This window comes from Hydrogenophaga sp. IBVHS2 (assembly GCF_002127215.1).
In the GTDB taxonomy this organism is placed as follows: domain Bacteria; phylum Pseudomonadota; class Gammaproteobacteria; order Burkholderiales; family Burkholderiaceae_C; genus Hydrogenophaga.
The window spans coordinates 163,263-189,445 of record NZ_NFUT01000005.1; the positions used below are offsets into that span (position 1 = coordinate 163,263).

Here is a 26,183-nt window from a genome sequence, read left to right on the forward strand (position 1 = left end):
TCACACGATCGTAGTAGCCGGCGGTCCGGCACGGCATACTCCCCGGAGATTGTTTGGTGACCCGCAGGGTCGCCCACACCAGGAGACATTCCGTGCCGCTTCAGTACACCGTGGCGCTGGTGGGCTTCCCGCCGGCCGAGGTGACCACGCTGTCGACGTTCTTCCGCATGGCCGCCCGCCGTCCGCCTGCCTATGTGGTGCAGGACGAGCCGCGCACCGCCGATCTGCTGCTGGTCAATGCCGATCACCCGCGCGCCATCGGCGCGGTGCGGCGGGCAGCCCTGCCGGCCAAGGTGATGCTGATCGGCCATGCCGATGGCGGCACCGGCTGGCCGATGCAGTCGCGACCGGTCCGCCTGGTGCCGCTGCTGGGCGCGATGGACGCCGTGATGGCGCCGCCGGCACCCCCGCCGCCACCGGAACCCGACACCCAGCCCCCGCGCGAGTTCGCCAGCACCGACGTGATGTCGCCGCGGGAGTTCGTCAATACCGACGTCATGCCGCCCCAGGTGCTGCAGTCGCGGTTCAATGCCCAGAGCCAGGTCATGCCCGAGGTGCCCCGGGGCGAGGCGCTGCTGGTGGCGCAGAGCCTGGTGGAGGGCCGCATCCTGCTCAAGCGCTTCCGGCAGTACGGGCTGGACATGGACTGGTGCCGCGAGCCCCAGCAGGCGCAGGCCATGATGGCGGCCCATCCCTACCGCCTGGTGGTCATCGACCGCGTGCTGGGAGAGCCCGACGGTCTGGCCCTGTGCCGCATGGCCAAGCAGCGCAAGCCGCAGGCGCCGGTGGTGGTCATGTTCGCCACCACCGTGGGCAGCATGGAGCGCATGAAGGCCGGGCTGGCCGGTGCCGATGCCTACCTGTCGCGCTCGGTGTCGGAGGGCGAACTGCAACGCCTGCTGATGCGGCATGACCTGGCCGAGGAGGGCGGCTTCCAGGCCACCAATTTCGGCGAGTTCTGAGTCGCGGTCGCTGTGGGGCCCGGGTGCCTGCGCCGGCTCAACCGTGCAGGTCGTCCCGCCGGGCGATTTCCAGCAGCCGCTCCAGCTCCACCGCGTGGTGCTTCTGGTTGTGCTGGTGCCACCTGGCGATCAGCCACATGGTGGCGGCCACCAGCACGCCGAAGGCGGTGATGGCGGCAAACGCCGACAGGCCCATGCCGGTGGACAGGGCATACAGCCCGCCCAGCCCCAGGATGCAGGCCTGTTCATTGAAGTTCTGCACCGCGATCGAGCGGCCCGCGCCCATCAGGTTGTGGCCCCGGTGCTGCAGCAGCGCATTCATGGGCACCACCAGGAACCCGCCCAGCCCGCCCAGCAGCACCAGGAAAGGCGCTGCCACCCAGACGTTGTCGATGAAGTTCATCAGGATCACCAGCAGCCCCATGCCGATGCCCAGCGGCATGACCAGGGTGGCCTGATCCAGCCGCATCCTGAGCGAGGCGATCACCGCGCCCACGGCGGTGCCGATGGCCACCACGCCCACCAGGCTCGACGCCTGCGTGGTGCCGTAGCCCAGTGCGGCCGCGGCCCAGGCCAGCACGATGTAGCGCAGGTTGCCGCTCACGCCCCAGAACAGGGTGGTGGTGGCCAGCGAGATCTGACCCAGCCGGTCGCGCCACAGCCGCATGTTGCAGCGCCAGAAGTCCGGCAGCAGGGCCATCGGGTTGCGCGGCATGGGCCGGGGGGTGACGCCGGTCAGGGGAATGCGCAGGTTGAAGCCGGCGGCGGCGGCATAGACGAACACCAGGGTGGCGATCGCCGCCTCGGCCGGGAGGTCGATGTGCGTGTCGAAGCCGGGCAGGTCGATCGACAGCAGCAGGGCCGACAGCATGGGGCCGACCAGCTGGCCGCCCAGCAGCACGCCCAGGATGATGGAGGCGATCGTCAGGCCCTCGATCCAGCCGTTGGCCTTGACCAGCTGCGAGGGCGGCAGCAACTCGGTGAGGATGCCGTACTTGGCCGGCGAGTAGGCCGCCGCACCCAGACCCACCACGGTGTAGGCCAGCAGCGGATGGGTGCCGAAGAGCATCAGCAGGCAGCCCACGATCTTGATCGCGTTGCTGATGAACATCACCTGGCCCTTGGGCCGGGCATCGGCGAAAGCGCCCACGAAGGGCGCCAGCACCACATAAAAGAAGGCGAACAAGGGCACCAGGGCGGCGCTCTGCCATTCGGGAGCCTGTCGGGACCGCAGCAGCTCGATGGCGGCGACGAACAGCGCGTTGTCAGCCAGGGAGCTGAAAAACTGCGCCGTCATGATGGTGTAGAAGCCGCGCTTCATGGCGATGATTTGGGTTGTCAGGTCCGCGGCTGGGGACGGCGCCCACCGGTCTGGGCCGGCGTTTTATGCCACAGTGTGGCGAGCAAACCGATTGTCTCCGGATGTATCCGGGGGTTATAGCACGGCCATCCTGCATGGCTTTCTGCGCCGCCGACCCATGCCCCGTCCCATCTCCGCCACCATCCACACCGCCGCCCTGCGGCACAACCTGCAACGCGCCCGCCAGTGCGCCCCCGACGCCCGGCTCTGGGCGGTGGTCAAGGCCAACGCCTACGGCCACGGCATCGACAACGCCTTCGAGGCGCTGCGCGGCGCCGACGGATTCGCCCTGCTCGACCTGCAAGAGGCCGAGCGCATCCGGGCGCTGGGCTGGCGCGGCCCCGTGCTGCTGCTCGAAGGGGTGTTCGAGCCGCGCGACCTCGAGCTCTGCTCGCGCCTGGGCCTGTGGCACGCGGTGCACTGCACCGAGCAGATCGACTGGCTGGCCGCGCACAAGACACAGGCACCCCACCGGGTGTTCCTCAAGCTCAACTCCGGCATGAACCGCCTGGGCTTCACGCCCGAGGCCTTCCGCAGCGCCTGGACGCGGCTGAACGCACTGCCACAGGTGGACGAGATCTCGCTCATGACCCACTTCAGCGATGCCGACGGCCCGCGCGGCATCGACCACCAGGTGGCGCTGTTCGAACAGGTCACGGCCGACCTGCCCGGCGAGCGCACCCTGTGCAACAGCGCGGCCATCCTGCGCCACGCCAGCCGCCCGCTGCGCGGTGAAGGCGTGCAGACCCTGGCGGCCGACTGGGTGCGCGAGGGCATCTCGCTCTATGGCGGCGCGCCCGACCATCCCGAACACACGGCGGCCCACTGGGACCTGCAGCCGGCCATGACCCTGGCCACGCGCGTCATCGGCGTGCAGCGCCTGCAGCCGGGCGACACCGTGGGTTACGGCTCCACCTTCACCGCCGACCGGCCCATGCGCATCGGCGTGGTGGCCTGCGGCTATGCCGACGGCTACCCGCGCCACGCGCCCACCGGCACGCCGGTGCTGATCGACGGGCAGCGCAGCCGCATCGTGGGCCGGGTCAGCATGGACATGATCACGGTGGACCTGACGGGTCTGGAGGCCGCCGGCATCGGCAGCGAGGCGGTGATGTGGGGCCGCAGCAGTGTGCAGCCGCAGGCCGTGCTCACCGCCGACGAGGTGGCGGCGAGCGCCGGCACCATCTCCTACGAACTCACCTGCGGCGTGGCGCGCCGCGTGCCCTTCGTGGTGGACTGACCGGCCCCGGGCTCAGCGCCCGGTGGTCCGCCCCGGCGCGCAGTCGGCAAAGCCGTAGCGTTCGCAGAACGGGTTGCCCCGCACCGGCAGCCAGGCCGGGATGTCGTGGAACTCCCGGGCCACCCGGGCCAGCACCTGGTCGCGGAACGGCTGGAAGCGGAAGCCCTGGCCGTCGACCACCCAGAAGTCCACGCCCCGCACCGTCAGGCGCTGCACACGGATCTGCTCGAAATAGGGTTCGAAGTCGGCCCGCACCGGCTCGTCGTACAGGAACACGCGGATGGGCCGGCCGTCGTAGGTGCGGAAGTCGATGATCTGGTCGTCCTGCCGCGCGTGGTGGCGGCCCGGGCCGAACACCGGCACGTACTGGCGGTGGTGGTAGGCCAGCATGGCCGCCGGGTTGTAGGTGCGGGCCATCAGGGTGGCGCCGGCCGGCAGGTCCGATTGCAGCGCGGCCACGATGGCCGGGGTCTCGCGCAGGAACACCGCGCGGTCGTACAGCCGATCCAGCGGCGCATGGGTCCACCAGGCCAGCGGTGCCCAGGCGATCAGGCCCACGGCCAGCAGGTGCGGCACCGACAGGGCCAGCGTGGCGCGCCACGAAGTCTTGAGCGCCGGGGCTGACAGCCGCAGGCCGGCCCACACCACGAACACCGGCACGAAGCCGAGCACCCAGTGCAGGCCCACGGTGCGGCGCAGGCTGACCAGCAGGAACAGCGCCAGCGGGAACATCCACAGCACCGCCGCCACCTTCAGCACCCGGGGCGACACGCCCTCGGCGCCGCGCGCCCGCGCGCCCTGCCACAGCAGCCAGGGGGTGAGCAGGTAGGCCGCCATGCCCAGGTAGGTGGCCACGGTGCGCCACGACCCGTTCGAGCCTTCGTTGCGGTTGAAGACGTTGAACATCACGTTGCTCCAGCCGTGCGTGGCATTGAAGCCGATGTTCAGCGCGATGCCGGGCAGCGCACCGGCGAACACCACGAAGGGCGCCCAGGCCCGCTCGCGCCGCCAGCCCCAGGCATGGGCCGCGTAGGCAAAGCCCAGCAGCGCGGCGAAGTACTTGGACAGGAAGGCCAGGCCCAGCAGCACGCCGCACAGCAGGTACCAGCGGGTCGAACCGGTGGTCGCGGCGTCGGCCCGGAAGTAGGCCCACACCGACAGCGCCATGAACAGGATCAGGGGGGTGTCGGTGGTGACCAGCACGAACATCCAGCTCCAGGGCAGGGCCAGGTACACCGCGCCGGCCAGCCAGGCACTGCTCTCGCGCGCGGCCGGCAGGTGGCGGCGCAGCACATCGACGATGCCCAGGCCGATCAGGCTGGTCACCAGCAGGGTGACGCTGCGCAGCACCAGGGGCGCATCGCCCGCCAGCCGCAGCAGCGCGATCAGCCAGCCCACCATGGGCGGGTGGTCGGAGTAACCCCAGGCCGGGAACACGCCCCACTGGTAGAAGAAGGCCTCGTCCCCGGTCATGGGGAAGGTGGCGGCCAGCAGCAGCTTGAGCAGCAGCGTGCCGATGAAGGTGAGCGCGAACAGCCGGCGGGCGGCGGGGAGCAAGGTGTCGTTCAGGGGCATCGACCGAAGTCCTTCAGGCATCGAGTGCGAGCAGCCACACGCCGGCCACGATCAGCCCGCAGCCGGCCAGACGGGTCCAGGAAAACGGCTCGCCCAGCCAGGTGATGCCCAGCACCAAGGTCACCACGAAGCCCAGGCTCACCAGCGGGTAGGCCAGGCCCACGTCCAGCCGCGACAGCACCCACAGCCACAGCACCGCACTGGCCCCGTACAGGCCCAGGCCCAGCCAGACCAGCGGGCTGGACAGCGCATGCAGGTAGGTGCCGGCCACATCCGACCCGGCACCGGCGGCCATGCCGCGCTTCATCACCAGCTGTGCAGCAGAAGACAGCAGCACGCAGAACACGGCCAGGGCCAGGGGGAGGGTCTTCATGGACGGCTCGGGTGGATGTCAGGACAAGGGCAGGCCGTGGGTGGCCAGCGCACCGATCAGGCCCATGCCCAGCAGGGTCAGCCAGCTGAAGCGGTCGCGCAGCGCGAACTGCAGCGGGTCTTCGCCGACCAGCTCGCGCCGGCCGGTCTTGAGCCAGATGCGCATGAGCCACAGCAGCAGCAGCGGTGCGGCCGCCCACAGCCAGTCCGGGTGGGCGTAGAGCGCGCGGCTGTTCTGGCTGTCGATGTAGAGTGCCAGCACCAGCACCGCCAGGAAGCCGGCCGACAGCCCCATGGTGCGCAGCGAGGGCAGGTCGCCCGCCTGGTAGCCCCGGCCGGGGGCCAGGGTGGTGTCCTCGTCCACCAGTTCTTCCAGTTCGGCGCAGCGCTTGACCAGCGCCAGGCTCAGGAACAGGAAGATGGAGATGGCCAGCAGCCAGTTCGACAGATCGACCCCGGTGGCCACCGCGCCGGCCCCGATGCGCAGGGTGTAGAGGCCCGAGAGGACCAGCACGTCGATCAGCGCCAGCCGCTTGAGCCGCACCGAATAGGCCAGGGTGGTCACGGTGTAGAGCAGCAGCAGCGCGGCAAAGCCGGCCGACACGCCGATGGCCAGCACGAAGGCCGCCCCCAGCATCAGCAGCCCGAGCGCCACCGCGCTGGCAATGCCCATGCGGCCGGCCGCCAGCGGGCGGTGGCGCTTGATCCGGTGCACCCGGTCGCTGGGCAGATCGAGCAGGTCGTTGACCAGGTAGGTGGCCGAGGCGCACAGGCCGAACGCCACGAAGGCCAGCAGTGCCTGCAGCCAGGCCTGGGGCTCGGCCGAATGGGCGGCCAGCAGCGGCACGAACAGCAGGGCGTTCTTGGCCCACTGCTTGAGGCGGATCGCCTTGAGCAGCGTGCCCAGGGTGAGGGGTTCGCGCGGGAACACGCGGGCCTGGGGATGGTCGGCGCGCAGCGCCTGCAGCACGTTGGCCGGCGCATTCACCGCCCAGGCCTCGGCCGCGCCGTCCCACACCGGCAGGTCGTCGCGGCTGTTGCCCGCATAGGCCCAGCGCTTGAAACCCAAGCTGAGTGCATGGCCTTCGATGGCCTGGCGCTTGGCGGCCCGGCTCAGGTTGGGGCCGCCGGCTTCGGTGCCCAGCACGGCGTCGAAGCAGCCCAGGTGGTCGGCCACGGCCTGCACGGTACGGATGTCGGAGGCGCTGGCCAGCACCACGGTACGGCCGCGTGCCCTTTCCTGCCGCAGGACCGCGATCAGGTCGTCGCGCCAGGGCAGCGTGGCCGGCTCGGGCCGTACCCGGTCAGCGATCCGCTGCTTGAGGGCGGCCTTGCCGCCGGCCAGCCACAGCGGCAGCCGCAGCAGGTCCAGCGGGGCCTGCCGCGCCAGGCGCATGACCGACTCGTGCAGCGTGTCGCTGGGCGTGAGGGTGCCGTCCAGATCCACATAGAGCGGCAGCAGGTCGGCAGGGGGGGCGGCAGAAGGGGGGGCGGATGCGGTCAATCGGGCGGTCCGTCGGAGGGTGCCGCGATTTTAGGCGGCCGCCCCCGGGCGGCGGTCACAGGCCGAGCCAGGGCCGCACGCGGTCCAGGCCGCTGTTCAGCAGGTCCAGCGCCACATGGCCCAGCGAGGCGGTGTAGGCCAGGGCGGCCACACCCACCACGCCCGAGGCCAGCAGGGCCAGGCCGTCGCGCGCCATCCAGCCCAGGCTCAGCAGGATCAGGCTGATGCTGGGCAGCACGTTGCCGAAAGGCAGCGGCAGGAAGATGACACCCGCCATCAGCACGATCCAGCCGCTCCACAGCGCCCGGGTGGCGCCGTGGCTCCACACCGCCCAGCGCGGGCGCAGCCAGCGGTGGGCGCGTTCGTAGGTCCAGGCCAGGCCGTGCAGGCAGCGCCGGGTCCAGGTTTCGTTGAGGGTGAGGTCGCCCACGCGGCGGGGCAGGGGGAATTCGTCGTGCCCGCGCAGCCAGGCCCAGGCCAGGGCCACGATGGCAAAGCTCAGCACGGTGCCGGCGCCGGCAATGGGGATGACGGTGAGCGCCGACATCAGCATCAGCAGCACGGCGGTGGAGGCGTCGCCGTGCAGCTGCACCAGCTCGCGCACATTGAGCTTCAGGTCGGGCGACTGCGCGTGTTGATCGGCGGCTGCGCGCAGCCGGCGCGCCAGGGGCTCGCTCATGCCGGGCGCGGCTGCGACACCCGGCCGGCGAGCCAGTGCAGCCCGCCGCAGACCACCAGCAGCGTCACCAGGCCGATGCCCCAGCCCAGCCACACCAGGGCGCTGATCCAGCCGCCTAGGCCGTCAATGGAGGGCAGCACCTGCGAGAGCCACTGCACCAGGTCCAGCCACATGAGCTGCAGCCCCTGCACCCAGGCCGGGTCGATCCACAGTGCAGCCCAGGCCGGGATCGGCCACTGGCCGATGGTGGTGGCCGCCTGCGTGGCCTCACCCGAGGCCACAGCCCCGATCAGCCATTGCGCCAGCCCGGCCGACAGGGCGGCCAGTCCGGTCCAGATCAGCGCCAGCAGCGCAAAGGCGGCCCAGATCAGGGTCTTCATGCGGTTCCTCCGTGGTTCATGCCTCCACAGACTGCGATTGCAGGGCAGAGTTCCTCGGACTCACCAGCACCGCATCGCCTTCGCGCAGGCCGAGCTGGTGGAAGGCGGCCGTGGCCAGCCGGGCTTCGATGAGTTCGCGCTCGCCGTGCGAGGGCTCCAGCTCCAGGCGCACCACCGGGTCGAGCACCAAGGCGCGGCGCAGCGTGGCGGTGACCGCACCGGCCGGCACCGGCTGGCCGGGCAGCAGGCGCTGCACCTGCAGCTCGTGCGGGCGCAGCGGCCGGGTGCCGTCGCCCACCAGGGGCACGCCGCCCAGGAAGCTGGCCACGAACGGGGTGGCCGGGTGCTCCCACACCTCGCGCGGGCTGCCCACCTGTTCGATGCGGCCGTGGTTCATGAGCACCACGCGGTCGGCCACTTCCAGGGCTTCTTCCTGGTCGTGGGTCACGAAGATGCTGGTCACGTGCAGTTCGTCGTGCAGGCGGCGCAGCCAGCGGCGCAGTTCCTTGCGCACCTGGGCGTCCAGCGCACCGAAGGGCTCGTCGAGCAGCAGCACCTGCGGCTCCACCGCCAGGGCGCGGGCCAGGGCGATGCGCTGGCGCTGGCCACCCGAGAGCTGCGAGGGATAGCGGTCGGCCAGCCAGTCCAGCTGCACCAGACTGAGGAGTTCGTGCACCTTGGCCTGGATCTGCTTCTCGCTCGGGCGCTCGCGGCGCGGCTTGACCCGCAGGCCGAAGGCCACGTTGTCGGCCACGGTCATGTGGCGGAACAGCGCGTAGTGCTGGAACACGAAGCCCACGCCGCGCTCGCGCACATGCTTGTCGGTGGCGTCCTCGCCGCTGAACAGGATGCTGCCGGCGTCGGCCGTCTCCAGGCCGGCGATGATGCGCAGCAGCGTGGTCTTGCCGCAGCCCGAGGGGCCGAGCAGGGCCAGCAGCTCGCCCGAGCCGATGTCCAGGTGGATGTCGTTCAGCGCATGGAAGGTGCCGAAATGCTTGGAGATGTTCTGGATGGCGATGCTCATGACGCTTCCTTCAGGATCAGGGTGGCCGGCGCCGGACGCTCCGGCGGCAGCTCGGCGGCGGCGCGCATCTCGCGCTCATGACGCCATTCGATGACGCTCTTGATGACCAGGGTGACGATGGCCAGCAGGGCCAGCAGCGAGGCCACGGCAAAGGCCGCCACCGACTGGTATTCGTTGTAGAGGACCTCCACGTGCAGCGGCATGGTGTTGGTCTGGCCGCGGATGTGGCCCGAGACCACCGACACCGCGCCGAACTCGCCCATGGCGCGCGCATTGCACAGGATCACGCCGTACAGCAGGCCCCATTTGATGTTGGGCAGGGTGACGAACCAGAAGGTCTGCCAGCCGGTGGCGCCCAGCACCTGGGCCGCCTGCTCTTCCTCGTTGCCCTGGGCCTGCATCAACGGGATGAGTTCGCGCGCGATGAAGGGGAAGGTCACGAAGGTGGTGGCCAGGATGATGCCGGGCACCGCAAAGATGATCTTGATGTCGTGTGCCGCCAGCCACGGGCCGAGCCAGCCCTGGGCGCCGAATACCAGCACATAGATCAGGCCCGCCACCACCGGCGAGACCGAGAACGGCAGGTCGATCAGCGTGGTCAGGAAGGCCTTGCCCCGGAAGTCGAACTTGGCAATCGCCCAGGCCGCGGCCACGCCGAAGACCAGGTTCAGCGGCACCGCCACGGCGGCGGTGATGAGGGTCAGGCGGATGGCGGCCCAGGCGTCGGGTTCCTTGAGCGCTTCCAGGTAGGCGTCCCAGCCCTTGCGCAGCGCCTCGGTGAACACGGCGGCCAGCGGCAGCACCAGGAACAGCGCCATGAAGCCCAGGGCGAGTGCCACCAGGGTGATGCGAACCGCGCGCGATTCGGTGGTCTTGATGCTCATGCCGAGGCTCCCGAGCGGCGGCGCTGCCAGGCCTGCAGGCCGTTGATGATCAGCAGGAGGATGAAGGAGATGCCCAGCATGACGGTGGCCACGGCGGTGGCGCCGGCGTAGTCGTACTGCTCGAGCTTGCCGATGATGATCAGCGGCGTGATCTCGGACACCATGGGCACGTTGCCGGCAATGAAGATCACCGAGCCGTATTCGCCGACGGCGCGCGCAAAGGCCATGGCGAAGCCGGTCAGCAGGGCCGGGCCGATGGTGGGCAGGATGACGCGGGCAAAGGTCTGCCAGCGGGTGGCACCCAGGCACATGGCGGCCTCTTCCAGCTCTTTCTCGGCGTCTTCGAGCACCGGCTGCACCGTGCGCACCACGAAGGGCAGGCCGATGAAGATGAGGGCGATCACCACGCCGGCCGGCTGGAAGGCCAGCTGGATGCCCAGCGGCTCCAGGTACTGGCCGATCCAGCCGTTGCCGGCCAGCAGCGCGGTCAGCGAGATGCCGGCCACGGCGGTGGGCAGGGCGAACGGCAGGTCCACCAGGGCGTCGGCGATCTTCTTGCCCGGGAACTCGTAGCGCACCAGCACCCATGCCACCAGCAGGCCGGCGAACACATTGACCACGGCGGCGATCAGCGAGGCGCCGAAGGTCAGCCGGTACGAGGCCATCACGCGCGGCGAGGTGACAGCTTCCACGAACTGCACCCAGGTCAGCGAGAAGGTCTTGAACAGCAGGGCCGACAGGGGAATCAGCACGATCAGGAACAGGTAGAACAGCGTATACCCGAGCGTGAGGTGGAAGCCCGGCAGCACGCGCCGCGTGGCGCGCGTGGACGGCCTCGGGGCTGCAGCCGGCGTGGCCAGCGTGGTGGAGGCGCTCATGACGGGCTCAGCGGTTCGTGTAGAGGGCGTCGAACTTGCCGCCGTCGTTGAAGTGCACCTTCTGCGCTTCGGCCAGCGAACCGAAGTACTGCTCCACGGTGAACAGCTTGATCGGCTTGAAGGCGCTGGCGTACTTTTTCAGCACCGCCTCGTTGCGCGGGCGGATGTTGTGTTTGGCCGCGATTTCCTGGCCTTCCGGGCTGTAGAGGTAGTCCAGGTAGGCCTTGGCCAGGGCGCCGCTGCCCTTCTTGGCGGCGGTGCGCTCGACCACGGCGACCGGGTTCTCGGCCACGATGCTGGCGCTGGGGTGCACCGCATCCACCTTGCCGGCGCCGAACTCGCGGTCGACCGACACCACCTCGGACTCGAAGGTCACCAGCACGTCGCCGATGTTGCGCTGCAGGAAGACGCCGGTGGCATCACGACCACCCCGGGCCAGCACCGGCACGTTCTTGTAGAGCTTGCTCACGAACTCGGCGGCCTGCTCGTCGGTGCCACCGGTGCTGCGCACATAGCCCCAGGCGGCTAGGTAGGCCATGCGGCCGTTGCCGCCGGTCTTGGGGTTGACCACCACCACCTGCACACCGGGCTTGATCAGGTCGGGCCAGTCCTTGATGTTCTTGGGGTTGCCGTTGCGCACCAGGAACAGCATGGTGCTGGTGGTGGGCGCGGCGTTGTGGGGGAATTTCTGGCGCCAGTCCTTGGCCACCACGCCCTTGTCCGCCAGGAAATCGACGTCGGTGGTGGTGTTGAAGGTCACCACATCGGCTTCCAGGCCGTCGGCCACGGCGCGCGCCTGGGCGCTCGAGCCGGCGTGCGACTGGTTCAGCGTGATGTCCTGGCCGGTGGTCTTCTTGTGGTGGGCGGCGAAGGCGGCGTTGAAGTCCTTGTAGAACTCGCGGGACACGTCGTACGACACATTGAGCACGACGTTCTGGGCCTGTGTGATGCCGGCGATGCCGAAGGCCAGAGCGGCCAGGGTGGAGCGGAGGGCGGTGTTCATGGTGGGCGTGGGTGAAAGGGGGCGGTTTCCGGGAGGCTGTGGATTCTGGGTGTGATGCTTCAGATCACAAACGACAGTTTTCTTGTTTTCTTATGACGATCAGGCATGAGAGGTTTCGGTCCGGGGCGGGGCAGGCAGCGGGGCCAGCAGCGACTGCAGCAGCCCCAGGCCCAGCGGCCAGGGGCCGTGACCCGACGCCACGTTGATGTGGCCGGCGTTGTTGAGCCGCACGAACTCGCTGCCCCAGGCGCGGGCATAGGCGCCGGCCAGCCGCACCGGGCAGTAGGGGTCGTTGCTGCTGGCCACCACCATGCTGCGGAAGGGCAGCGGCTGGTAGGGCACCGGCGCAAAGTCGGCCAGCACGCCCCGGCGCTCCGGGTCGGCGGGTGCCACCAGCAGCGCCCCGACGATGTGGCGCATGACCTCCGGCGGCAGGTGGGCGGTGGCGATGCAGCCCAGGCTGTGGGCCACCACCACCACCGGCCCGCCGTCGTCGGCCGCCTGCGTGACGGTGCGGGCCAGCTCGGCCACCCAGGCGTCGCGCCGGGGCGTGACCCAGTCGTCCTGCTCGACCCGCCGGGCATGGGGCAGCTGGTCGGCCCACAGGCTCTGCCAGTGGCCGGGCCCGGAATTGCGCCAGCCGGGCACGATGACGATGGGGGTGGAACTCATGGTCCGGCGATTGTGGAAAGGCGGGTTCATTTCCGGAACCAATACCTTTTTGTTTGTTAATAGCCCCGAGTTGTTAAGACGGCCCTGAAAAAAGGGGCTGACCCGCTTGCGCGACGGCCAGCCCCTGCAACGCCGCGGGAACGGCGGGAGACAACCCGGACAGGGTTCACATGAAGGGTCAGAGCTTGGCGATGGACACCTCGGTGGACTTCACCAGGGCCACCACCTCGCTGCCCACGGACAGGCCGAGGTCGTCGACCGATCGGGTGGTGATGACGGAAGTGACGATGCCCCAGGGCGTTTCGACGTCGACTTCGGAGACGACATCGCCGCGGATGATTTCGCGCACACGGCCCTTGAACTGGTTGCGCACATTGATGGCTTGAATGGTCATGGTGGTTCCTGATGGGGAGGGGATGAAAAGGGTCAGATGGCCCAGCGCAGGGCATGGGCAGCGGCCGGCGGCCAGGAGGCGTCGGGCGTGGCCGGTTCGGCATCGGGCAGTTGCAGCACCCGGTCGAGGATGGTCTTTTCCAGCGCGGCAAAGGCGGGGTCGCCCTGCCGGCGCGGGCGCGGCAGGGCAATGCGCTGGTCCAGGGCGATGGCCCCGTCCTCGATCAGCAGCACCCGGTCGGCCAGGGCCACCGCTTCCTGCACGTCGTGGGTGACCAGCAGTGCGGTGAAGCCGTGCCGTTGCCACAGGCCTTCGATGAGCGCGTGCATCTCGATGCGGGTGAGCGCATCGAGGGCGCCCAGCGGCTCGTCCAGCAGCAGCAGGCGGGGCCGGTGCACCAGGGCGCGGGCCAGGGCCACGCGCTGGCGTTGCCCGCCGGAGAGGCGGGCCGGCCAGTCGCCGGTGCGGTCGCCCAGACCGACCTGGGCCAGCACGTCGCGGGCGCGCTCGCGCTCGGCGGCCGGCAGGCCCAGGGCCACGTTGTCCAGCACCCGGGCCCAGGGCAGCAACCGCGAGTCCTGGAACATGATGCGGGTGCTCTCGCGCAGGCCCTGCACCGGTGTGCCGTCGATCAGCAGCTCGCCGCTGCTGGGGCTGTCCAGCCCGGCCACCAGCCGCAGCAGCGTGCTCTTGCCGCAGCCGCTGCGGCCGACGATGGCCACGAACTCGCCGGGCGCGATGTCGAGGTGGTTGTCGCGCAGCACCTCGCGCGGGCCGAAGCGCTTGCTCAAGGCCCGCAGCGTCAGGCGCACGCCGCCGGCCGCAGGAACCAGTTCGGTGGGGAGGTCATGGGGCTTCATGCCGCACCTCCGGCCACGCGCTGGTAACCCGGGTGCCAGCGCAGCCACCAGCGCTCCAGCGCACGGGCGAACACATCGGCCAGCTTGCCCAGCAGGGCGTACAGCAGGATGCCCACCAGCACCACGTCGGTCTGAAGGAACTCGCGGGCGTTCATGGTCAGGTAACCGATGCCGGCCTGGGCCGAGATGGTCTCGGCCACGATCAGGATCACCCACATCAGCCCGAGCGAGAACCGCAGCCCCACCAGGATGGACGAGAGCGCCCCCGGCAGGATGATGCGGGTGTAGAGCCCCCAGCGCGAGAGCCCGTAGGTGCGGCCCATCTCGATCAGGCCCGGGTCCACATTGCGGATGCCGTGGAAGGTGTTGAGGTAGATCGGGAAGAACACCGCCACCGAAATGAGGAACAGCTTGGCCGCCTCGTCGATGCCGAACCACAGGATCACCAGCGGGATGAGCGCCAGCGCCGGGATGTTGCGCACCATCTGGATGGTGGAGTCCAGCAGGGTTTCGGCGGTGCGCACCGAGCCGGTGAGCAGGCCCAGCAGCAGGCCCAGCCCGCCGCCGATGGCCAGGCCCAGCAAGGCCCGGCCGGCGCTCACCTGGACATGGGTCCAGAGTTCGCCGGAGGTGGCCAGGGCCGCCGCGGCGCGCAGCACGTCCCAGGGGGCCGGCAGCACACGGGACGAGAGCCAGCCGGTCTGGGCCGAGATCTGCCAGACCGCGATCAGACCCAGCGGCACCAGCCAGGGCAGCAGCCGCTGCAGGACGGCTTGGTAGGTACGGTTCATGCGGCCACCTCAGCTCTGCGATGCGCGCGGCACGAACACATTGGCCACCGCCTCGCCGAACGGGCCCAGCGGCGTGGCCCCGGGCAGCTTCTCGCGCAGCGACAGCGGCAGCAGCGGGAACACCAGTTCGGCGAACCGGTAGGCCTCCTCCAGGTGCGGGTAGCCCGAGAGGATGAAGGTGTCCAGGCCGAGGTCGGCGTATTCCTGCAGCCGTGCGGCCACGGTCTTGGGGTCGCCCACCAGGGCGGTGCCGGCACCGCCGCGCACCAGGCCCACACCGGCCCACAGGTTGGGGCTGATCTCCAGGTCGGCGCGGCTGCGTTTGGCGCCACCCGCGTGCAGCGCGGCCATGCGGCGCTGGCCTTCGGAGTCCATCTTCGCGAACGCCGCCTGGGCGCGGATGACGGTGTCGTCGTCCAGCCGGCTGATCAGGCGGTCGGCGTCGGCCCAGGCTTCTTCCTCGGTCTCGCGCACGATCACATGCAGGCGGATGCCGAACTTCACCGTGCGGCCCCGCCGGGCGGCGCGGGCCTTCACGTCGGCCACCTTCCTGGCCACCTCGGCTGGGGGCTCGCCCCAGGTGAGGTAGGTGTCCACCTGTTCGGCCGCCAGTTCGTGCGCCGGCTCGGACGAGCCACCGAACCACACCGGCGGATGGGGCTGCTGCAGCGGCGGGTAGAGCAGCTTGGCACCCTTGACCTGCAGGTGCTCGCCGTCGAAGTCGAAGCTCTCGCCGTCGTGGCTGCGCGTGAGGATCTCGCGCCAGATGCGGATGAACTCGGCCGACTGCTCGTAGCGTTTGGCATGGTCCAGGAACACGCCGTCGCCTTCGAGCTCGGCCCGGTCGCCCCCGGTCACCAGGTTGATCAGCAGGCGGCCGCCGGAGAGGCGGTCGAAGGTGGCGGCCATGCGCGCCGCCAGCGAGGGCTGGTGCAGGCCCGGGCGCACGGCCACCAGGAACTTCAGCCGCTGGGTCACCGGCAGCAGGCTGGCGGCCACCACCCAGGGGTCTTCGCAGGAGCGGCCGGTGGGGATCAGCACGCCCTCGTAGCCCAGGCTGTCGGCGGCCTGCGCCACCTGCTTGAGGTAGTCGTGGCTGAGCTGGCGCGCACCCTCGCCGGTGCCGAGGTAACGGCTGTCGCCATGGGTGGGAATGAACCAGAAGACCTTCATACCGCGGCCTCCAGCAGGTTGATGCGGCGCGGCAGCAGCTTGAGGTCGAAGAAGGTGTCGGCAATGGCCTGCTGTTCCTGCAGGATGGCGCGGGTGATCGGCGTGGTGCCGTACACCGTGCGTGCCACCGACTTGTCCACCACGGCGCGTGGCAGGCCCCAGAGCTGCGACAGCTCGGCGGCCAGTGCCGAGCGGTTGGCGGCGGCCCACTGGTCCACCTTGTCGAGCTCGTCGATGACGACCTTGATCACATCCGCATTGCGCGCGGCATAGTTCAGTGAAGAGAAGTAGTAGTAGCGGTTGTTGACCACACCCTGGGCGTCGGCCAGCACACGCGCACCGAGCGTGACCTCGGCAGCGGCCAGGAACGGGTCCCAGATGACCCAGGCGTCCACCGATCCCTTCTCGAATGCGGCGCGGGCGTCGGCCGGCGGCAGGTGCACATGCTGCACATCTGTGTACTTCAGGCCGTTCTTCTCCAGCAGCCTGGCCAGGAAGTACTGCACGTTGGAGCCCTTGTTGTAGGCCACCTTGCGGCCCTTGAGGTCGGCCACGCTGCGCACGTCCGAGCTGGCGGGCAGCAGCACCGCCTCCAGGGCCGGGCGGGGCGGGGTGGCGGCCACATAGGCCAGCGGCGCACCGGCGGCCTGGGCAAAGATGGGCGGGGCTTCGCCCACGTCGCCGAAGTCGATCGAGCCCACATTGAGGGCTTCGAGCTGCACCGGTCCGGCGGGGAACTCGGTCCAGGTGACCTTCACGCCCAGCGGCGCCAGGCGCTGCTCCAGCGTGCCGCGGCCCTTGAGCACGCTCAGCAGGCCTTTCTGGTGGCCGATGCGCAGCACGCGCGGGCCGCTGGCGGGCGCGGTCTGGGCCAGGGCGTTGGGGATCGACAGACCGGCAAGGCCGGTCACGGCCGCGCCGGCGGCCAGTTGCAGCACGGTGCGGCGGGGCAGGTGGGAGGGCAGTCTCATGGTGAACTCCTGATGGGTAAAGCGGACGGGTGGGGATGAAGATCTCAGCGGGCGGCCACCTGGGCCTTGGCCGGTTGCCAGACGATGTCGGCCACCACCACCGGGCGCGGAATCAACCCGAGGCGGTGGAAGGCGTCGGCCACGCGCTGCTGGTCGGCCACGGTGGCCGGCGACAGGGGCGCCACCGGCGAGGCCGGGCGGCGCTGCAGGAACAGGCTGACCACGCCGGCGTCCAGGCCGCTGAAGGCCGAGATCAGCTTGATGGCCTGCGGCCGCTGCTGCTGCGCCAGCCGGTCGGCGCGGGTCAGTTCCTCGAACAGCACCTGCAGCGTGGCCGGGTGGTCGGTCACGAACGGGCGCGAGGCCAGGTAGAAGGAGTTGTTGCTGGCCAGCTCGCGGCCGGTGACCAGGGCGCGCGGGCGCAGGGCCAGTTCGGTGGCGGCATAGAACGGGTCCCAGATGGCCCAGGCGTCCACGCTGCCGCGCTCAAAGGCGGCGCGCGCATCGGCCGGCACCAGGTAGACGGGCTGGATGTCGGCCCAGCCCAGGCCGGCCTTCTCCACCGCCCGCACCAGCAGGTAGTGGGCGCTGGAGCCCTTCTGCACCGCGACCTTGCGGCCGCGCAGGTCGGCCAGGGTTTTGAGCGGCGAATTCGCCGGCACCAGCAGGGCCGAGCTGTCGGGCTTGGGCGGCTCGGCGCCCACATACAGCAGGTCCTTGCCGGCGGCCTGGGCAAACACCGGGGGCGAATCGCCGGTCAGCCCGAACTCCAGGCTGCCCACCGACAGGGCTTCGAGCAGCTGCGGGCCGGCGGGGAACTCGATCCAGCTCACCTGGGTGCCAGGCAGGCGCGCTTCCAGCCAGCCCGACTGCTTGGCAATGACCAGGTTGACGGCCGATTTCTGGTAGCCGATGCGCAGCTGGCGCGGCGCGCCCGGCACCTGGGCCTGTGCGCCCGGGGTCATGCCCCAGGAGGCCAGGGTGGTGGCCACCAGGCGCAGCCAGTGGCGGCGGTGCTGGGGCGGGAGGAAAGGCGAAGTGACTTCGAGCGGGTGGTGCATGACGGATCTCCGAAAGAGGGCGGCAACAGCCGGCCTGGCCCGCTGCGGGGCGGGCAGCGGAGCGGGTGAGGGGACGGGGTGAAAACGTGGGGGCGGGGGCGTCAGACGCTACATCGCACCTGGGCAAACGGCACCGGCGCGAAGGCGGCCGACACCGGCATTCGCAGGCCCTCGTGCAGCAGGGCCGACACGCCGTCGTCCAGCCGGCTGGCGATCTCCTCGCCCACCCGATAGCGGCCTTCGTCGTCCTTGGGCACCTGGGCGTCGGTGGCGTACACGCCGGGCAGGATGTGCCGCGCGCCCAGCGACTGCAGCACCGGGCGCAGCGCGTAGTCGAGCGCCAGCATGTGGTGGGGGCTGCCGCCGGTGGCCAGCGGCAGCACCGCCTTGCCTTTCAGGCCCGACTGCGGCAGCAGATCGAGGAACACCTTGAGCACGCCGCTGTAGGCCGCCTTGTAGACCGGGGTGGCCACCACGACGGCGCGGGCGCTCTCCACCTGGGCCAGGGCGCGGGTGATGGTCTTGTGCTGAAAGTCGGCCAGCAGCAGGGCCTGGGGCGAGAGGTCGCGGATGTGCAGCCGGTCCACCGGCAGGTGCTGGGTGTGCAGGCGCTGGGCCACCGCGTCGAGCAGGGCGGCGGAGCGGGAATGTTCGGACGGGCTGCCGGCGATCAGGAGGATGGACACAGGGGGCTTTCAGGGAGGCAGGGGTCAGTTCGTGCCGGGCAGCGGCAGCCACAGCAGGGCCAGGCCGAAGCCGGCGATCAGCGCCACCATGGCGCGCCAGGCCCAGCGCTCCCAGACCGTCTCCTGGTCGGCCCGGAACGATTCCGGGGCGTGCAGGCTGGCGCGGGTGTCGATCTCGGATTCGGGGAACATGGCTTTTCTCCGGCAACAGGAAGCCCGCGCCCCTGCGTCGGCAGGGGCGTTCGGTGCGGGGGGCGGGGGAGGGGCGGGGTCAGCAGGCCCGTCGGGCCGGCTGCATCACTTGCGGGTGTAGATCTGGTCGAAGGTACCGCCGTCGGCGAAGTGCACCTTGGACGCCTGGGTCCAGCCGCCGAAGGCGTCGTCGATCTTGAACAGGTTGATCTTGGGCAGCTGCTTGGCGTACTTGGCCTGGGCCTTGGTGGAGGTCGGGCGGTAGAAGTGCTTGCCGATCAGGTCCTGGGCTTCTTCGGTATAGAGGAACTCCAGATAGGCCTGCGCCACGGCACGGGTGCCTTTCTTGTCGACGTTCTTGTCCACGATCGTCACGGCCGGTTCGGCCAGGATGGACAGGCTGGGGTAGACGAAGTCCACCTTGTTGCCGAATTCCTTCTCCAGCAGGTAGGCCTCGTTCTCCCAGGCGATCAGCACGTCACCCTGGTTGCGCTGCGAGAACGAGATGGTCGAGCCGCGCGCGCCGGTGTCGAGCACCGGCACGTTGTTGTAGAGCTTGCCCACGAACTCCTGGGCCTTGGCGTCGCTGCCGTACTTGCGCTTGGCGAACTCCCAGGCGGCCAGGTAGTTCCAGCGCGCGCCACCCGAGGTCTTGGGGTTGGGGGTGATGACCTTCACGTCGGGGCGGATCAGGTCGTCCCAGTCCTTGATGTTCTTGGGGTTGCCGGCCCGGGTGACCAGCACGATGGTGGACGCGTAGGGCGTGCTGTTGAGCGGCAGACGTTTTTGCCAGTCCTTGGGAATCCAGTTGCCGTTGGTGTGCAGGGCGTCGGTGTCGCCGGCCAGGGCCAGCGTGGCCACGTCGGCGTCCAGGCCGTCGATGATGGAGCGGGCCTGCTTGCCCGAGCCACCGTGGCTCTGCTTGATGGTCACGTCCTGGCCGGTCTTGGCCTTCCACGCCTTGGCGAAGGCAGCGTTGATGTCCACGTACAGCTCGCGGGTCGGGTCGTACGAGACGTTGAGCAGGGTCACCGGGGCGGGCGCGGCCTGGGCCAGGGCGGTGGCGGGCAGGGCCAGGCCGGTGGCGAGGGTGGCGGCAAAAGCAACGGCCGGCAGGGCCTGGATCAGATGGCGGCGGGTGGTCATGGTGGGGGTCCTTTCAGAGGGCCTAAGCCCGGTGGTTGATGGACCGCATGATTCCGCCGAGCCCTCAGAAAGGGAACGAATACGTTTTTGCTTGCTTATGACCAAAACATCTGAGCCTCGGGTACTGGGGTTGCCCAGCTTGGCAGACACGTTGCACTTGCTTACATTTGCCCGACTACCAAGGAGAGCGCCATGTCCTTCCTGCGTCCCGCCCCGCTCGGCCGCCCGGCGGTCCTGCTCATGACCGCCCTGGGGTGTGTGGCGGCATCGGCCCAGACGGTGCTGCAGCAGATCGCGGCCCGCGGCCAGATCAATCTGGGCTACCGGGTGGACGCATCGCCCTTCTCCTTCCGCGACGGCCAGGGCCGGCCGGCGGGTTACATGCTGGATCTGTGCCAGTCCGCGGTGGAGCGGGTGCAGGCCGCCACCGGCAAGGTCCTGCGGGTCAATCCGGTCGAAGTGGCGGCGGACCAGGTGGTGCGCTATCTGCAGGCCGGCACGGTCGACCTGTTGTGTTCGGCCACGTCCGACACCCCGGAGCGGCGCCACGCCATGGCGTTCTCGCACACGGTGTTCGTGGCGCAGATGCGGGTGCTGGTGCGCTCGTCCGACGGCATCGGCCATGTCGATCAGCTGCGCGACCAGTCGGTGGTGGTGGTCGGGCGCACCACGGCAGACACCCTGGCGACCCAGCGTGCGGCCGAGCGGGGCTGGAAGGTGGCACGCGCCCTTGACCCGTTGGCTGCCATGGGTCAGCTCGAACTGGGATGGGCCAAGGGCTATCTGCGCGATGACGTGCTGCTGCTCACCCAGCTGTCCCAGGGGCGCAACCCCGAGGCCTACACCCTGCTGCCGCAGGTGCTCGCCAGCGAACCCATCGCGATTGCCGTGCGCCCGGGCGATCCGCAACTGCTCAAGACGGTCAACGACGCCCTGGTGCAGGCCAACCGCAGCGGCCTGCTGGAGGCGTCCTACCAGCGCTGGTTCATGGGACCCTTGCCTCCGTTCAGCCGGTCCATCAACCTGCCGATGTCGCCGGCGCTCAAGGACGAACTCGCCCGCTGGCGATGAGGCGGTCGGGCGTCAGCCCGCATACCAGGCCCACCCGGCCGCCGAGGCGGTGAGCAGCAGCACCGTGGCGAGCAAGGCCGGCACCAGCCAGCCGGGCCGCGAGGCCGCCGGACCCTGGGGGCGTCGCCGCCAGGCGATGGGGTCGTCCGGATCGGGCTGGAGGGTGCTGGAGCGGAAATCCGGCGCGGCGTCGGCTTCATGGCGCAGCGTGACGGGAAGGCGGTGATCGGTGTGGGTGGGTTCGAAGGGTTGCATGGCCGAGCGAAGGTGGTGCCGGATCGGCGAAGTGCGGCAGTCTGCGGCGTGCTGCGGTGAGCGTCATCACCATCCGATGAGATCGACCGCCGGCAGCGGGGCCGGCATCGTTCAGGCCCAGACGGTGTCCAGCGCCGCCCAGGCGGCAGCGATCACCGGTTCGCCGGAGCGGCTGGCCCGGCAGACGAAGCTCAGTTCGCAGTCCAGCGCCACCCGGTCGGCGATCACCAGGCCCCGCGCCTGTGCCTCGCGGATGGCAATGGCATCGCGCACCAGCGACAGCCCCACCCCGCTGCGCACCAGGTCGAGCATGGACGCCTCCTGGTCGACCAGCGCCACCCGGCGCGGCTCCAGCCCGGTGATCGAACCGGGGCCGAACACCCGCCGCTGCAGCCGGTGGTGGGCACTGGCCGGCGGCGTGGCCAGCCAGGGCAGGCTGGCCAGGGCCTTCCAGTCCCTGTCGCGCACCTGCGGGCCCCAGCCGGCGGGGGCCAGCACCCGGTAGGTGAAACGGGTCAGCGGGCGCACCAGCCACTCGGCGCCCAGCGGGTCGTCCGGCAGGTCGAGGTGGAAGCCCACATCGAGCTCGCCCCGGTCGATGAGGGCCAGCACGTCGCCGCTCATGCCCTGGCGCAGCGCCGTGTCGACCTGCGGGCTGGTTTCCACCAGCTGCTTGAGGAAGGCGCCCAGGCGGGTGAACTCGGGGTCGAGGATGGTGCCGATGCGCAGGGTGCCGCGCACCGTGGTGTGCAGCGCCGCCGCGGCCTGACCGAACTCGGCCAGACCGGCCAGGGCCTTGTCGGCCAGGGGCAGCAGGGCGGCACCGTCGCGCGTGAGCGCCATGCCCTGCGCGGTGCGGGTGAACAGCTGCAGGCCGGTGGCCTCCGCCAGGGTGCGCAGCTGCAGGCTGACCGCCGGCTGGCTCAGGTGCAGCCGGGTGGCGGCCCGCGACACATTGCCCTCGCGGGCGACGGCCACGAAGGCGCGTAGCGTCTGCGGGTCGATGGCAGGCAGCCGGGGCAGCGGGGCGGGGATGGCGGCCACGTTATTTGCGAAACTGATAATTGAGTTTCGCCATTCTCATTGGTTTTTATCGTTGACCATTTGCACAATAGCGGTTTATTCAGGAGACCATGCCATGAGCATCACAAATATCAATCACTACATCAACGGCGCGGTCGTGGCCGGTCAGTCCACCCGTGCACAGGACGTCTTCAACCCCGCCACCGGTGCCGTGACCGGCCGCGTGGCCCTGGCCAGCACCGCCGATGTCGACACCGCCGTGGCCGCTGCCCGCGCCGCCTTCCCGGCCTGGGCCGACACCCCGCCCATCCGCCGCGCCCGCGTGATGTTCAAGTTCCTGGAGCTGCTCAACCAGCACAAGGACGACCTGGCCCGCATGATCACCGCCGAGCACGGCAAGGTGTTCACCGATGCGCAGGGCGAAGTGGCGCGCGGCATCGACATCGTGGAATTCGCCTGCGGCATCCCGCAGCTGCTCAAGGGCGATTTCACCGACCAGGTCTCCACCGGCATGGACAACTGGACCCTGCGCCAGCCGCTGGGCGTGGTGGCCGGCATCACCCCGTTCAACTTTCCGGTCATGGTGCCCATGTGGATGTTCCCGGTGGCCATTGCCGCGGGCAACACCTTCATCCTCAAGCCCAGCCCGATCGATCCCACCCCCAGCCTGTTCATGGGCGAACTGCTCAAGAAGGCCGGCCTGCCCGACGGCGTGTACAACGTGGTGCAGGGCGACAAGGAAGCCGTGGACGCGCTGCTGGTGCACCCGGACGTGAAGGCCATCAGCTTCGTCGGCTCCACCCCCATTGCCAACTACATCTACGAGACCGGCGCGCACCACGGCAAGCGGGTGCAGGCCCTGGGCGGCGCCAAGAACCACATGGTGGTCATGCCCGACGCCGACCTCGACCAGGCGGTGGATGCCCTGATCGGTGCTGCCTACGGCTCGGCCGGCGAGCGCTGCATGGCCATCAGCGTGGCGGTGCTGGTGGGCGACGTGGCCGAGAAGATCATGCCCAAGCTGATCGAGCGCACCCGGGCCCTGAAGGTGCTCAACGGCACCAACCTGGCCGCCGAGATGGGCCCCATCGTCACCGACGTGGCGCGCCAGCGCATCACCGGCTACATCGATGCCGGCGTCAAGGAAGGCGCCAAGCTGCTGGTCGATGGCCGCGTGTTCGACGGCAAGGTGGCCGGCGAGGGCTGCGACAAGGGCTTCTGGCTGGGTGGCACGCTGTTCGACCATGTCACCACCGACATGAAGATCTACAAGGAAGAGATCTTCGGCCCGGTGCTCTCGTGCGTGCGCGTGGCCGACTTCGCCCAGGCGGTGCAGATCATCAACGACCACGAGTTCGGCAACGGCGTGAGCTGCTTCACCCGCGACGGCAACGTGGCCCGCGAGTTCGCGCGCCGCATCCAGGTCGGCATGGTCGGCATCAACGTGCCGATCCCGGTGCCCATGGCCTGGCACGGCTTCGGCGGCTGGAAGAAGAGCCTGTTCGGCGACATGCACGCCTACGGTGAAGAGGGCGTGCGCTTCTACACCAAGCAGAAGTCGATCATGCAGCGCTGGCCGGAGACCACGGCCAAGGGCGCCGAATTCGTCATGCCCACGGCGAAGTGACGCCCCCGTGAGCCCCCGCCTGGCATGGATGAGCTGAACAGTTCTTACACGCCGGAGCTTGGGGACTGGGTCACCCTGACCACGGTCTTCCAGCCGCTGGAGGCGTTCATGTTGCGCGGGGTGCTGCAGGCGGCCGGGGTGCCGGCGGCGGTGGCCGACGCGCACCTGGTGCAGGCCCATGGCCTGCTGGCGCCGGCCATTCCGGTGCGGGTGCTGGTGCCCGAGCAATGCAGGACGCAGGCCGAGGCGGTGCTGGCCGCCTTCCACCGGGGTGATTACCGCCTGGACGAATCCGGCGACGACGACATGAACAAGGGGTCTGACCCATGAGCACCGCAGACAACGACCAGACATTCGACTACATCATCATCGGCGCGGGCACCGCTGGATGTCTGCTGGCCAACCGGCTCACCGCGGACCCCTCGAAGCGGGTGCTGCTGATCGAGGCCGGTGCCAAGGACGACTACCACTGGATCCACATTCCGGTGGGCTACCTCTACTGCATCGGCAACCCGCGCACCGACTGGCTGTATCAGACCGAAGCCGACGCCGGGCTCAACGGCCGCCGGCTGCGCTATCCGCGCGGCAAGACGCTGGGGGGCTGCTCCAGCATCAACGGCATGATCTACATGCGCGGCCAGCAGCGCGACTACCAGCGCTGGTCCGAGATCACCGGCGACGACGACTGGTCCTGGGACCGGGTGCTGCCTTATTTCAAGCTGCACGAAGACCACTACAAGGGCGCCTCCGGCTGGCACGGCGCCCAGGGGGTGCCGGCCGAGCTGCTCACCGAAGGTCCGGCTGACGATCCGTGGCGCAAGGTGATGCGCGAGCGCCAGGCCGGCGGCGAGTGGCGGGTGGAGAAGCAGCGCCTGCGCTGGGACGTGCTGGACGCCTTTGCCCAGGCCGCGCAGCAGGCCGGCATTCCGGCCAGCGAGGATTTCAACCGCGGCAACAACGAGGGCGTGGGCTACTTCGAGGTCAACCAGCGCTCGGGCTGGCGCTGGAACACCGCCAAGGCCTTCCTGCGGCCCACCTGCTATGCCCGGCCCAATTTCGAGCTCTGGACCACGGCCCAGGTCTCGCGCCTGCTGGTGGAGACCCGCGCCGACGGCCTCAAGCGCTGCACCGGCGTGCAGGTGTGGACCGGCACCGAGATGCTCACTGCCCATGCGGCGGGCGAAGTCATCCTGTGCGCGGGCGCGGTCGGTTCGCCGCAGATCCTGCAGCTCTCGGGCATCGGCCCGGCGGCCCTGCTGCAGCAGCACGGCGTGCCGGTGGTGCATGACCTGCCGGGCGTGGGCGAGAACCTGCAGGACCACCTGCAGATCCGCTCGGTCTACAAGGTGCAGGGCGTCAAGACGCTCAACACCCTGGCCAGCTCGGTCTGGGGCAAGGCCATGATCGGTCTGGAGTACCTGCTCAAGCGCTCCGGCCCCATGAGCATGGCGCCCAGCCAGCTGGGCGCCTTCACGCGCAGCTCGCCGGATCAGCCGTATCCCAACATCCAGTACCACGTGCAGCCGCTCAGCCTGGACGCTTTCGGCGAGCCGCTGCACGCCTTTCCGGCCTTCACCGCCAGCGTGTGCAACCTCAACCCCACCAGCCGGGGTCATGTGCGCATCACCAGCCCGCGCTTCGAGGACGCACCGGCCATTGCGCCGAACTACCTGAGCACGCCGGAAGACCGCCAGGTGGCGGCCGACAGCCTGCGGGTGACGCGGCGCATCGTGGCGCAACCGGCCCTGGCGCCATACCGGCCGGAGGAGTTCAAGCCCGGCGTCCAGTACCAGACCGACGAGGAGCTGGCCCGCCTGGCCGGCGACATTGCCAGCACCATCTTCCATCCGGTGGGCACCACCCGCATGGGCCGGGCCGACGATCCGATGGCGGTGGTCGACAGCCATCTGCGGGTGCGCGGCATCGCCGGCCTGCGCGTGGTGGATGCCGGCGTCATGCCGGTCATCACCAGCGGCAACACCAACAGCCCCACCCTCATGATGGCCGAGCGCGCTGCGCGCTGGATCATGGCCGGGCAGTGAGCCGCCCGGCCCGTCAGCGCAGACGGCCCACGTACTTGCTGTCGGGCGAGGCCGGTGTGTCGGGCGGCACCGGCGTGACCGGCACCTGACCGGCCCGCAGCGTGTCGGCCGCAGCCTGCAGCAGCGGCTTGCGCTGCGGCTCCAGCCGGGCCTGCAGCGCGGCTTCGAGCTTCTCGGCCCAGGGCAGCAGTTCGGCGTGGCCGTCCACCTCGGCGGCGCGCCGGGCCACCCGCGCAATCTCGCGCGCGTAGTCGGCATTCACCGCCATCCACTCGGTGTCGGTCACCCGGCCGGTCTTGCGCCGCAGCAGCACGTGCAGGTGGGCCGCGATGCCGAACAGGTCGTTCGATCCGCTCAT

At 69.9% G+C, this 26,183-nt stretch carries 29 protein-coding genes; 6 read left to right on the forward strand and 23 right to left on the reverse strand.

Annotated features, from left to right (window positions below; all coding sequences use genetic code 11):
• Positions 1 to 92 precede the first annotated feature (92 nt).
• Entirely contained in the window at positions 93 to 962 is an 870-nt protein-coding gene (locus CAP38_RS13160; protein ID WP_086121873.1) for a response regulator transcription factor, read from the forward strand.
• A 37-nt stretch (positions 963 to 999) separates the two neighbouring features.
• Here the strand turns inward: CAP38_RS13160 and lplT are convergent, their stop codons facing one another.
• On the reverse strand, positions 1,000 to 2,283 hold the full coding sequence (gene lplT, locus CAP38_RS13165; RefSeq protein ID WP_086121874.1) for a lysophospholipid transporter LplT: 1,284 nt from the start codon (positions 2,281 to 2,283) through the stop codon (positions 1,000 to 1,002).
• 157 nt (positions 2,284 to 2,440) lie between these two features.
• Here lplT and alr point away from each other — a divergent pair, with 157 nt between their 5' ends.
• Entirely contained in the window at positions 2,441 to 3,562 is a 1,122-nt protein-coding gene (gene alr / locus CAP38_RS13170) for an alanine racemase (RefSeq protein ID WP_086121875.1), read from the forward strand.
• Positions 3,563 to 3,574: 12 nt separating this feature from the next.
• Here the strand turns inward: alr and CAP38_RS13175 are convergent, their stop codons facing one another.
• From CAP38_RS13175 to CAP38_RS13260, 19 genes are all read right to left on the reverse strand, one after another.
• Positions 3,575 to 5,137: a glycosyltransferase family 39 protein gene (locus CAP38_RS13175; protein WP_179188549.1), complete on the reverse strand. Its 1,563-nt coding sequence runs from the start codon at positions 5,135 to 5,137 to the stop codon at positions 3,575 to 3,577.
• 13 nt (positions 5,138 to 5,150) lie between these two features.
• On the reverse strand, positions 5,151 to 5,510 hold the full coding sequence (locus CAP38_RS13180) for an SMR family transporter (RefSeq protein WP_086121877.1): 360 nt from the start codon (positions 5,508 to 5,510) through the stop codon (positions 5,151 to 5,153).
• Positions 5,511 to 5,528: 18 nt separating this feature from the next.
• Positions 5,529 to 7,013 carry a UbiA family prenyltransferase gene (locus tag CAP38_RS13185; RefSeq protein WP_218776580.1) on the reverse strand — a complete coding sequence of 495 codons (1,485 nt, stop codon included), beginning with the start codon at positions 7,011 to 7,013 and terminating at the stop codon, positions 5,529 to 5,531.
• 55 nt (positions 7,014 to 7,068) lie between these two features.
• Positions 7,069 to 7,692 (reverse strand): exopolysaccharide biosynthesis protein, encoded by a 624-nt coding sequence (locus CAP38_RS13190; protein ID WP_086121878.1) that lies wholly within the window; start codon positions 7,690 to 7,692, stop codon positions 7,069 to 7,071.
• Positions 7,689 to 8,072, reverse strand: a complete 384-nt coding sequence (locus CAP38_RS13195; RefSeq protein ID WP_086121879.1) for a hypothetical protein — start codon at positions 8,070 to 8,072, stop codon at positions 7,689 to 7,691. Before CAP38_RS13195 ends, CAP38_RS13190 begins: the two co-directional genes overlap by 4 nt.
• Before the next feature lie 16 nt (positions 8,073 to 8,088).
• On the reverse strand, positions 8,089 to 9,096 hold the full coding sequence (locus CAP38_RS13200) for a sulfate/molybdate ABC transporter ATP-binding protein (protein WP_086121880.1): 1,008 nt from the start codon (positions 9,094 to 9,096) through the stop codon (positions 8,089 to 8,091).
• Entirely contained in the window at positions 9,093 to 9,980 is an 888-nt protein-coding gene (gene cysW / locus CAP38_RS13205) for a sulfate ABC transporter permease subunit CysW (RefSeq protein WP_086121881.1), read from the reverse strand. The genes CAP38_RS13200 and cysW overlap by 4 nt, the downstream gene beginning before the upstream one ends.
• The gene (gene cysT, locus CAP38_RS13210) at positions 9,977 to 10,858 is read right to left on the reverse strand and encodes a sulfate ABC transporter permease subunit CysT (RefSeq protein WP_086121882.1); all 882 of its coding nucleotides are present in this window, start codon (positions 10,856 to 10,858) and stop codon (positions 9,977 to 9,979) included. Before cysT ends, cysW begins: the two co-directional genes overlap by 4 nt.
• Positions 10,859 to 10,865: 7 nt before the next feature.
• On the reverse strand, positions 10,866 to 11,861 hold the full coding sequence (locus CAP38_RS13215) for a sulfate ABC transporter substrate-binding protein (protein WP_086121883.1): 996 nt from the start codon (positions 11,859 to 11,861) through the stop codon (positions 10,866 to 10,868).
• Positions 11,862 to 11,960: 99 nt separating this feature from the next.
• On the reverse strand, positions 11,961 to 12,533 hold the full coding sequence (locus tag CAP38_RS13220; protein WP_086121884.1) for an alpha/beta hydrolase: 573 nt from the start codon (positions 12,531 to 12,533) through the stop codon (positions 11,961 to 11,963).
• A 178-nt stretch (positions 12,534 to 12,711) separates the two neighbouring features.
• On the reverse strand, positions 12,712 to 12,927 hold the full coding sequence (locus CAP38_RS13225) for a molybdopterin-binding protein (RefSeq protein ID WP_086121885.1): 216 nt from the start codon (positions 12,925 to 12,927) through the stop codon (positions 12,712 to 12,714).
• Positions 12,928 to 12,959: 32 nt separating this feature from the next.
• The gene (locus CAP38_RS13230) at positions 12,960 to 13,787 is read right to left on the reverse strand and encodes an ATP-binding cassette domain-containing protein (protein ID WP_086121886.1); all 828 of its coding nucleotides are present in this window, start codon (positions 13,785 to 13,787) and stop codon (positions 12,960 to 12,962) included.
• Positions 13,784 to 14,578, reverse strand: coding sequence for an aliphatic sulfonate ABC transporter permease SsuC (gene ssuC, locus CAP38_RS13235; protein WP_086121887.1), 795 nt, complete (start codon positions 14,576 to 14,578; stop codon positions 13,784 to 13,786). The genes CAP38_RS13230 and ssuC overlap by 4 nt, the downstream gene beginning before the upstream one ends.
• Before the next feature lie 9 nt (positions 14,579 to 14,587).
• Positions 14,588 to 15,751, reverse strand: a complete 1,164-nt coding sequence (gene ssuD, locus CAP38_RS13240; RefSeq protein WP_086121888.1) for an FMNH2-dependent alkanesulfonate monooxygenase — start codon at positions 15,749 to 15,751, stop codon at positions 14,588 to 14,590.
• Entirely contained in the window at positions 15,748 to 16,722 is a 975-nt protein-coding gene (locus tag CAP38_RS13245) for a sulfonate ABC transporter substrate-binding protein (protein WP_086121889.1), read from the reverse strand. The genes ssuD and CAP38_RS13245 overlap by 4 nt, the downstream gene beginning before the upstream one ends.
• Before the next feature lie 44 nt (positions 16,723 to 16,766).
• Complete coding sequence (locus CAP38_RS13250; protein ID WP_086121890.1) at positions 16,767 to 17,783, reverse strand: sulfonate ABC transporter substrate-binding protein; 1,017 nt, start codon at positions 17,781 to 17,783, stop codon at positions 16,767 to 16,769.
• A 101-nt stretch (positions 17,784 to 17,884) separates the two neighbouring features.
• A complete protein-coding gene (gene ssuE, locus CAP38_RS13255) occupies positions 17,885 to 18,469 on the reverse strand; it encodes an NADPH-dependent FMN reductase (RefSeq protein ID WP_086121891.1) in 585 nt (194 codons plus the stop codon).
• 24 nt (positions 18,470 to 18,493) lie between these two features.
• Positions 18,494 to 18,661 (reverse strand): hypothetical protein, encoded by a 168-nt coding sequence (locus tag CAP38_RS15405; RefSeq protein WP_179188550.1) that lies wholly within the window; start codon positions 18,659 to 18,661, stop codon positions 18,494 to 18,496.
• 105 nt (positions 18,662 to 18,766) lie between these two features.
• Positions 18,767 to 19,807 (reverse strand): sulfate ABC transporter substrate-binding protein, encoded by a 1,041-nt coding sequence (locus tag CAP38_RS13260; protein ID WP_086121892.1) that lies wholly within the window; start codon positions 19,805 to 19,807, stop codon positions 18,767 to 18,769.
• A 192-nt stretch (positions 19,808 to 19,999) separates the two neighbouring features.
• On the opposite strand from CAP38_RS13260, the gene CAP38_RS13265 reads away from it, so the two are divergent.
• Complete coding sequence (locus CAP38_RS13265) at positions 20,000 to 20,878, forward strand: transporter substrate-binding domain-containing protein (RefSeq protein WP_086121893.1); 879 nt, start codon at positions 20,000 to 20,002, stop codon at positions 20,876 to 20,878.
• A gap of 12 nt (positions 20,879 to 20,890) precedes the next feature.
• Here the strand turns inward: CAP38_RS13265 and CAP38_RS13270 are convergent, their stop codons facing one another.
• Positions 20,891 to 21,133 (reverse strand): hypothetical protein, encoded by a 243-nt coding sequence (locus CAP38_RS13270; RefSeq protein WP_086121894.1) that lies wholly within the window; start codon positions 21,131 to 21,133, stop codon positions 20,891 to 20,893.
• Positions 21,134 to 21,244: 111 nt separating this feature from the next.
• Positions 21,245 to 22,177 (reverse strand): LysR family transcriptional regulator, encoded by a 933-nt coding sequence (locus CAP38_RS13275; protein WP_256924454.1) that lies wholly within the window; start codon positions 22,175 to 22,177, stop codon positions 21,245 to 21,247.
• A 94-nt stretch (positions 22,178 to 22,271) separates the two neighbouring features.
• Between CAP38_RS13275 and CAP38_RS13280 the strand changes: the two genes are divergently transcribed.
• The 3 genes from CAP38_RS13280 to CAP38_RS13290 are packed head-to-tail and all read left to right on the forward strand — an operon-like array spanning position 22,272 to position 25,825.
• Complete coding sequence (locus tag CAP38_RS13280) at positions 22,272 to 23,783, forward strand: CoA-acylating methylmalonate-semialdehyde dehydrogenase (protein WP_086121895.1); 1,512 nt, start codon at positions 22,272 to 22,274, stop codon at positions 23,781 to 23,783.
• Between the two features lie 24 nt (positions 23,784 to 23,807).
• Positions 23,808 to 24,113 carry a DUF2007 domain-containing protein gene (locus CAP38_RS13285; protein WP_086121896.1) on the forward strand — a complete coding sequence of 102 codons (306 nt, stop codon included), beginning with the start codon at positions 23,808 to 23,810 and terminating at the stop codon, positions 24,111 to 24,113.
• Positions 24,110 to 25,825, forward strand: a complete 1,716-nt coding sequence (locus tag CAP38_RS13290) for a GMC family oxidoreductase (RefSeq protein ID WP_086121897.1) — start codon at positions 24,110 to 24,112, stop codon at positions 25,823 to 25,825. Before CAP38_RS13285 ends, CAP38_RS13290 begins: the two co-directional genes overlap by 4 nt.
• A gap of 13 nt (positions 25,826 to 25,838) precedes the next feature.
• Here CAP38_RS13290 and CAP38_RS13295 read toward each other — a convergent pair whose 3' ends face one another.
• Positions 25,839 to 26,183 carry a hypothetical protein gene (locus CAP38_RS13295; protein ID WP_086121898.1) on the reverse strand — a complete coding sequence of 115 codons (345 nt, stop codon included), beginning with the start codon at positions 26,181 to 26,183 and terminating at the stop codon, positions 25,839 to 25,841.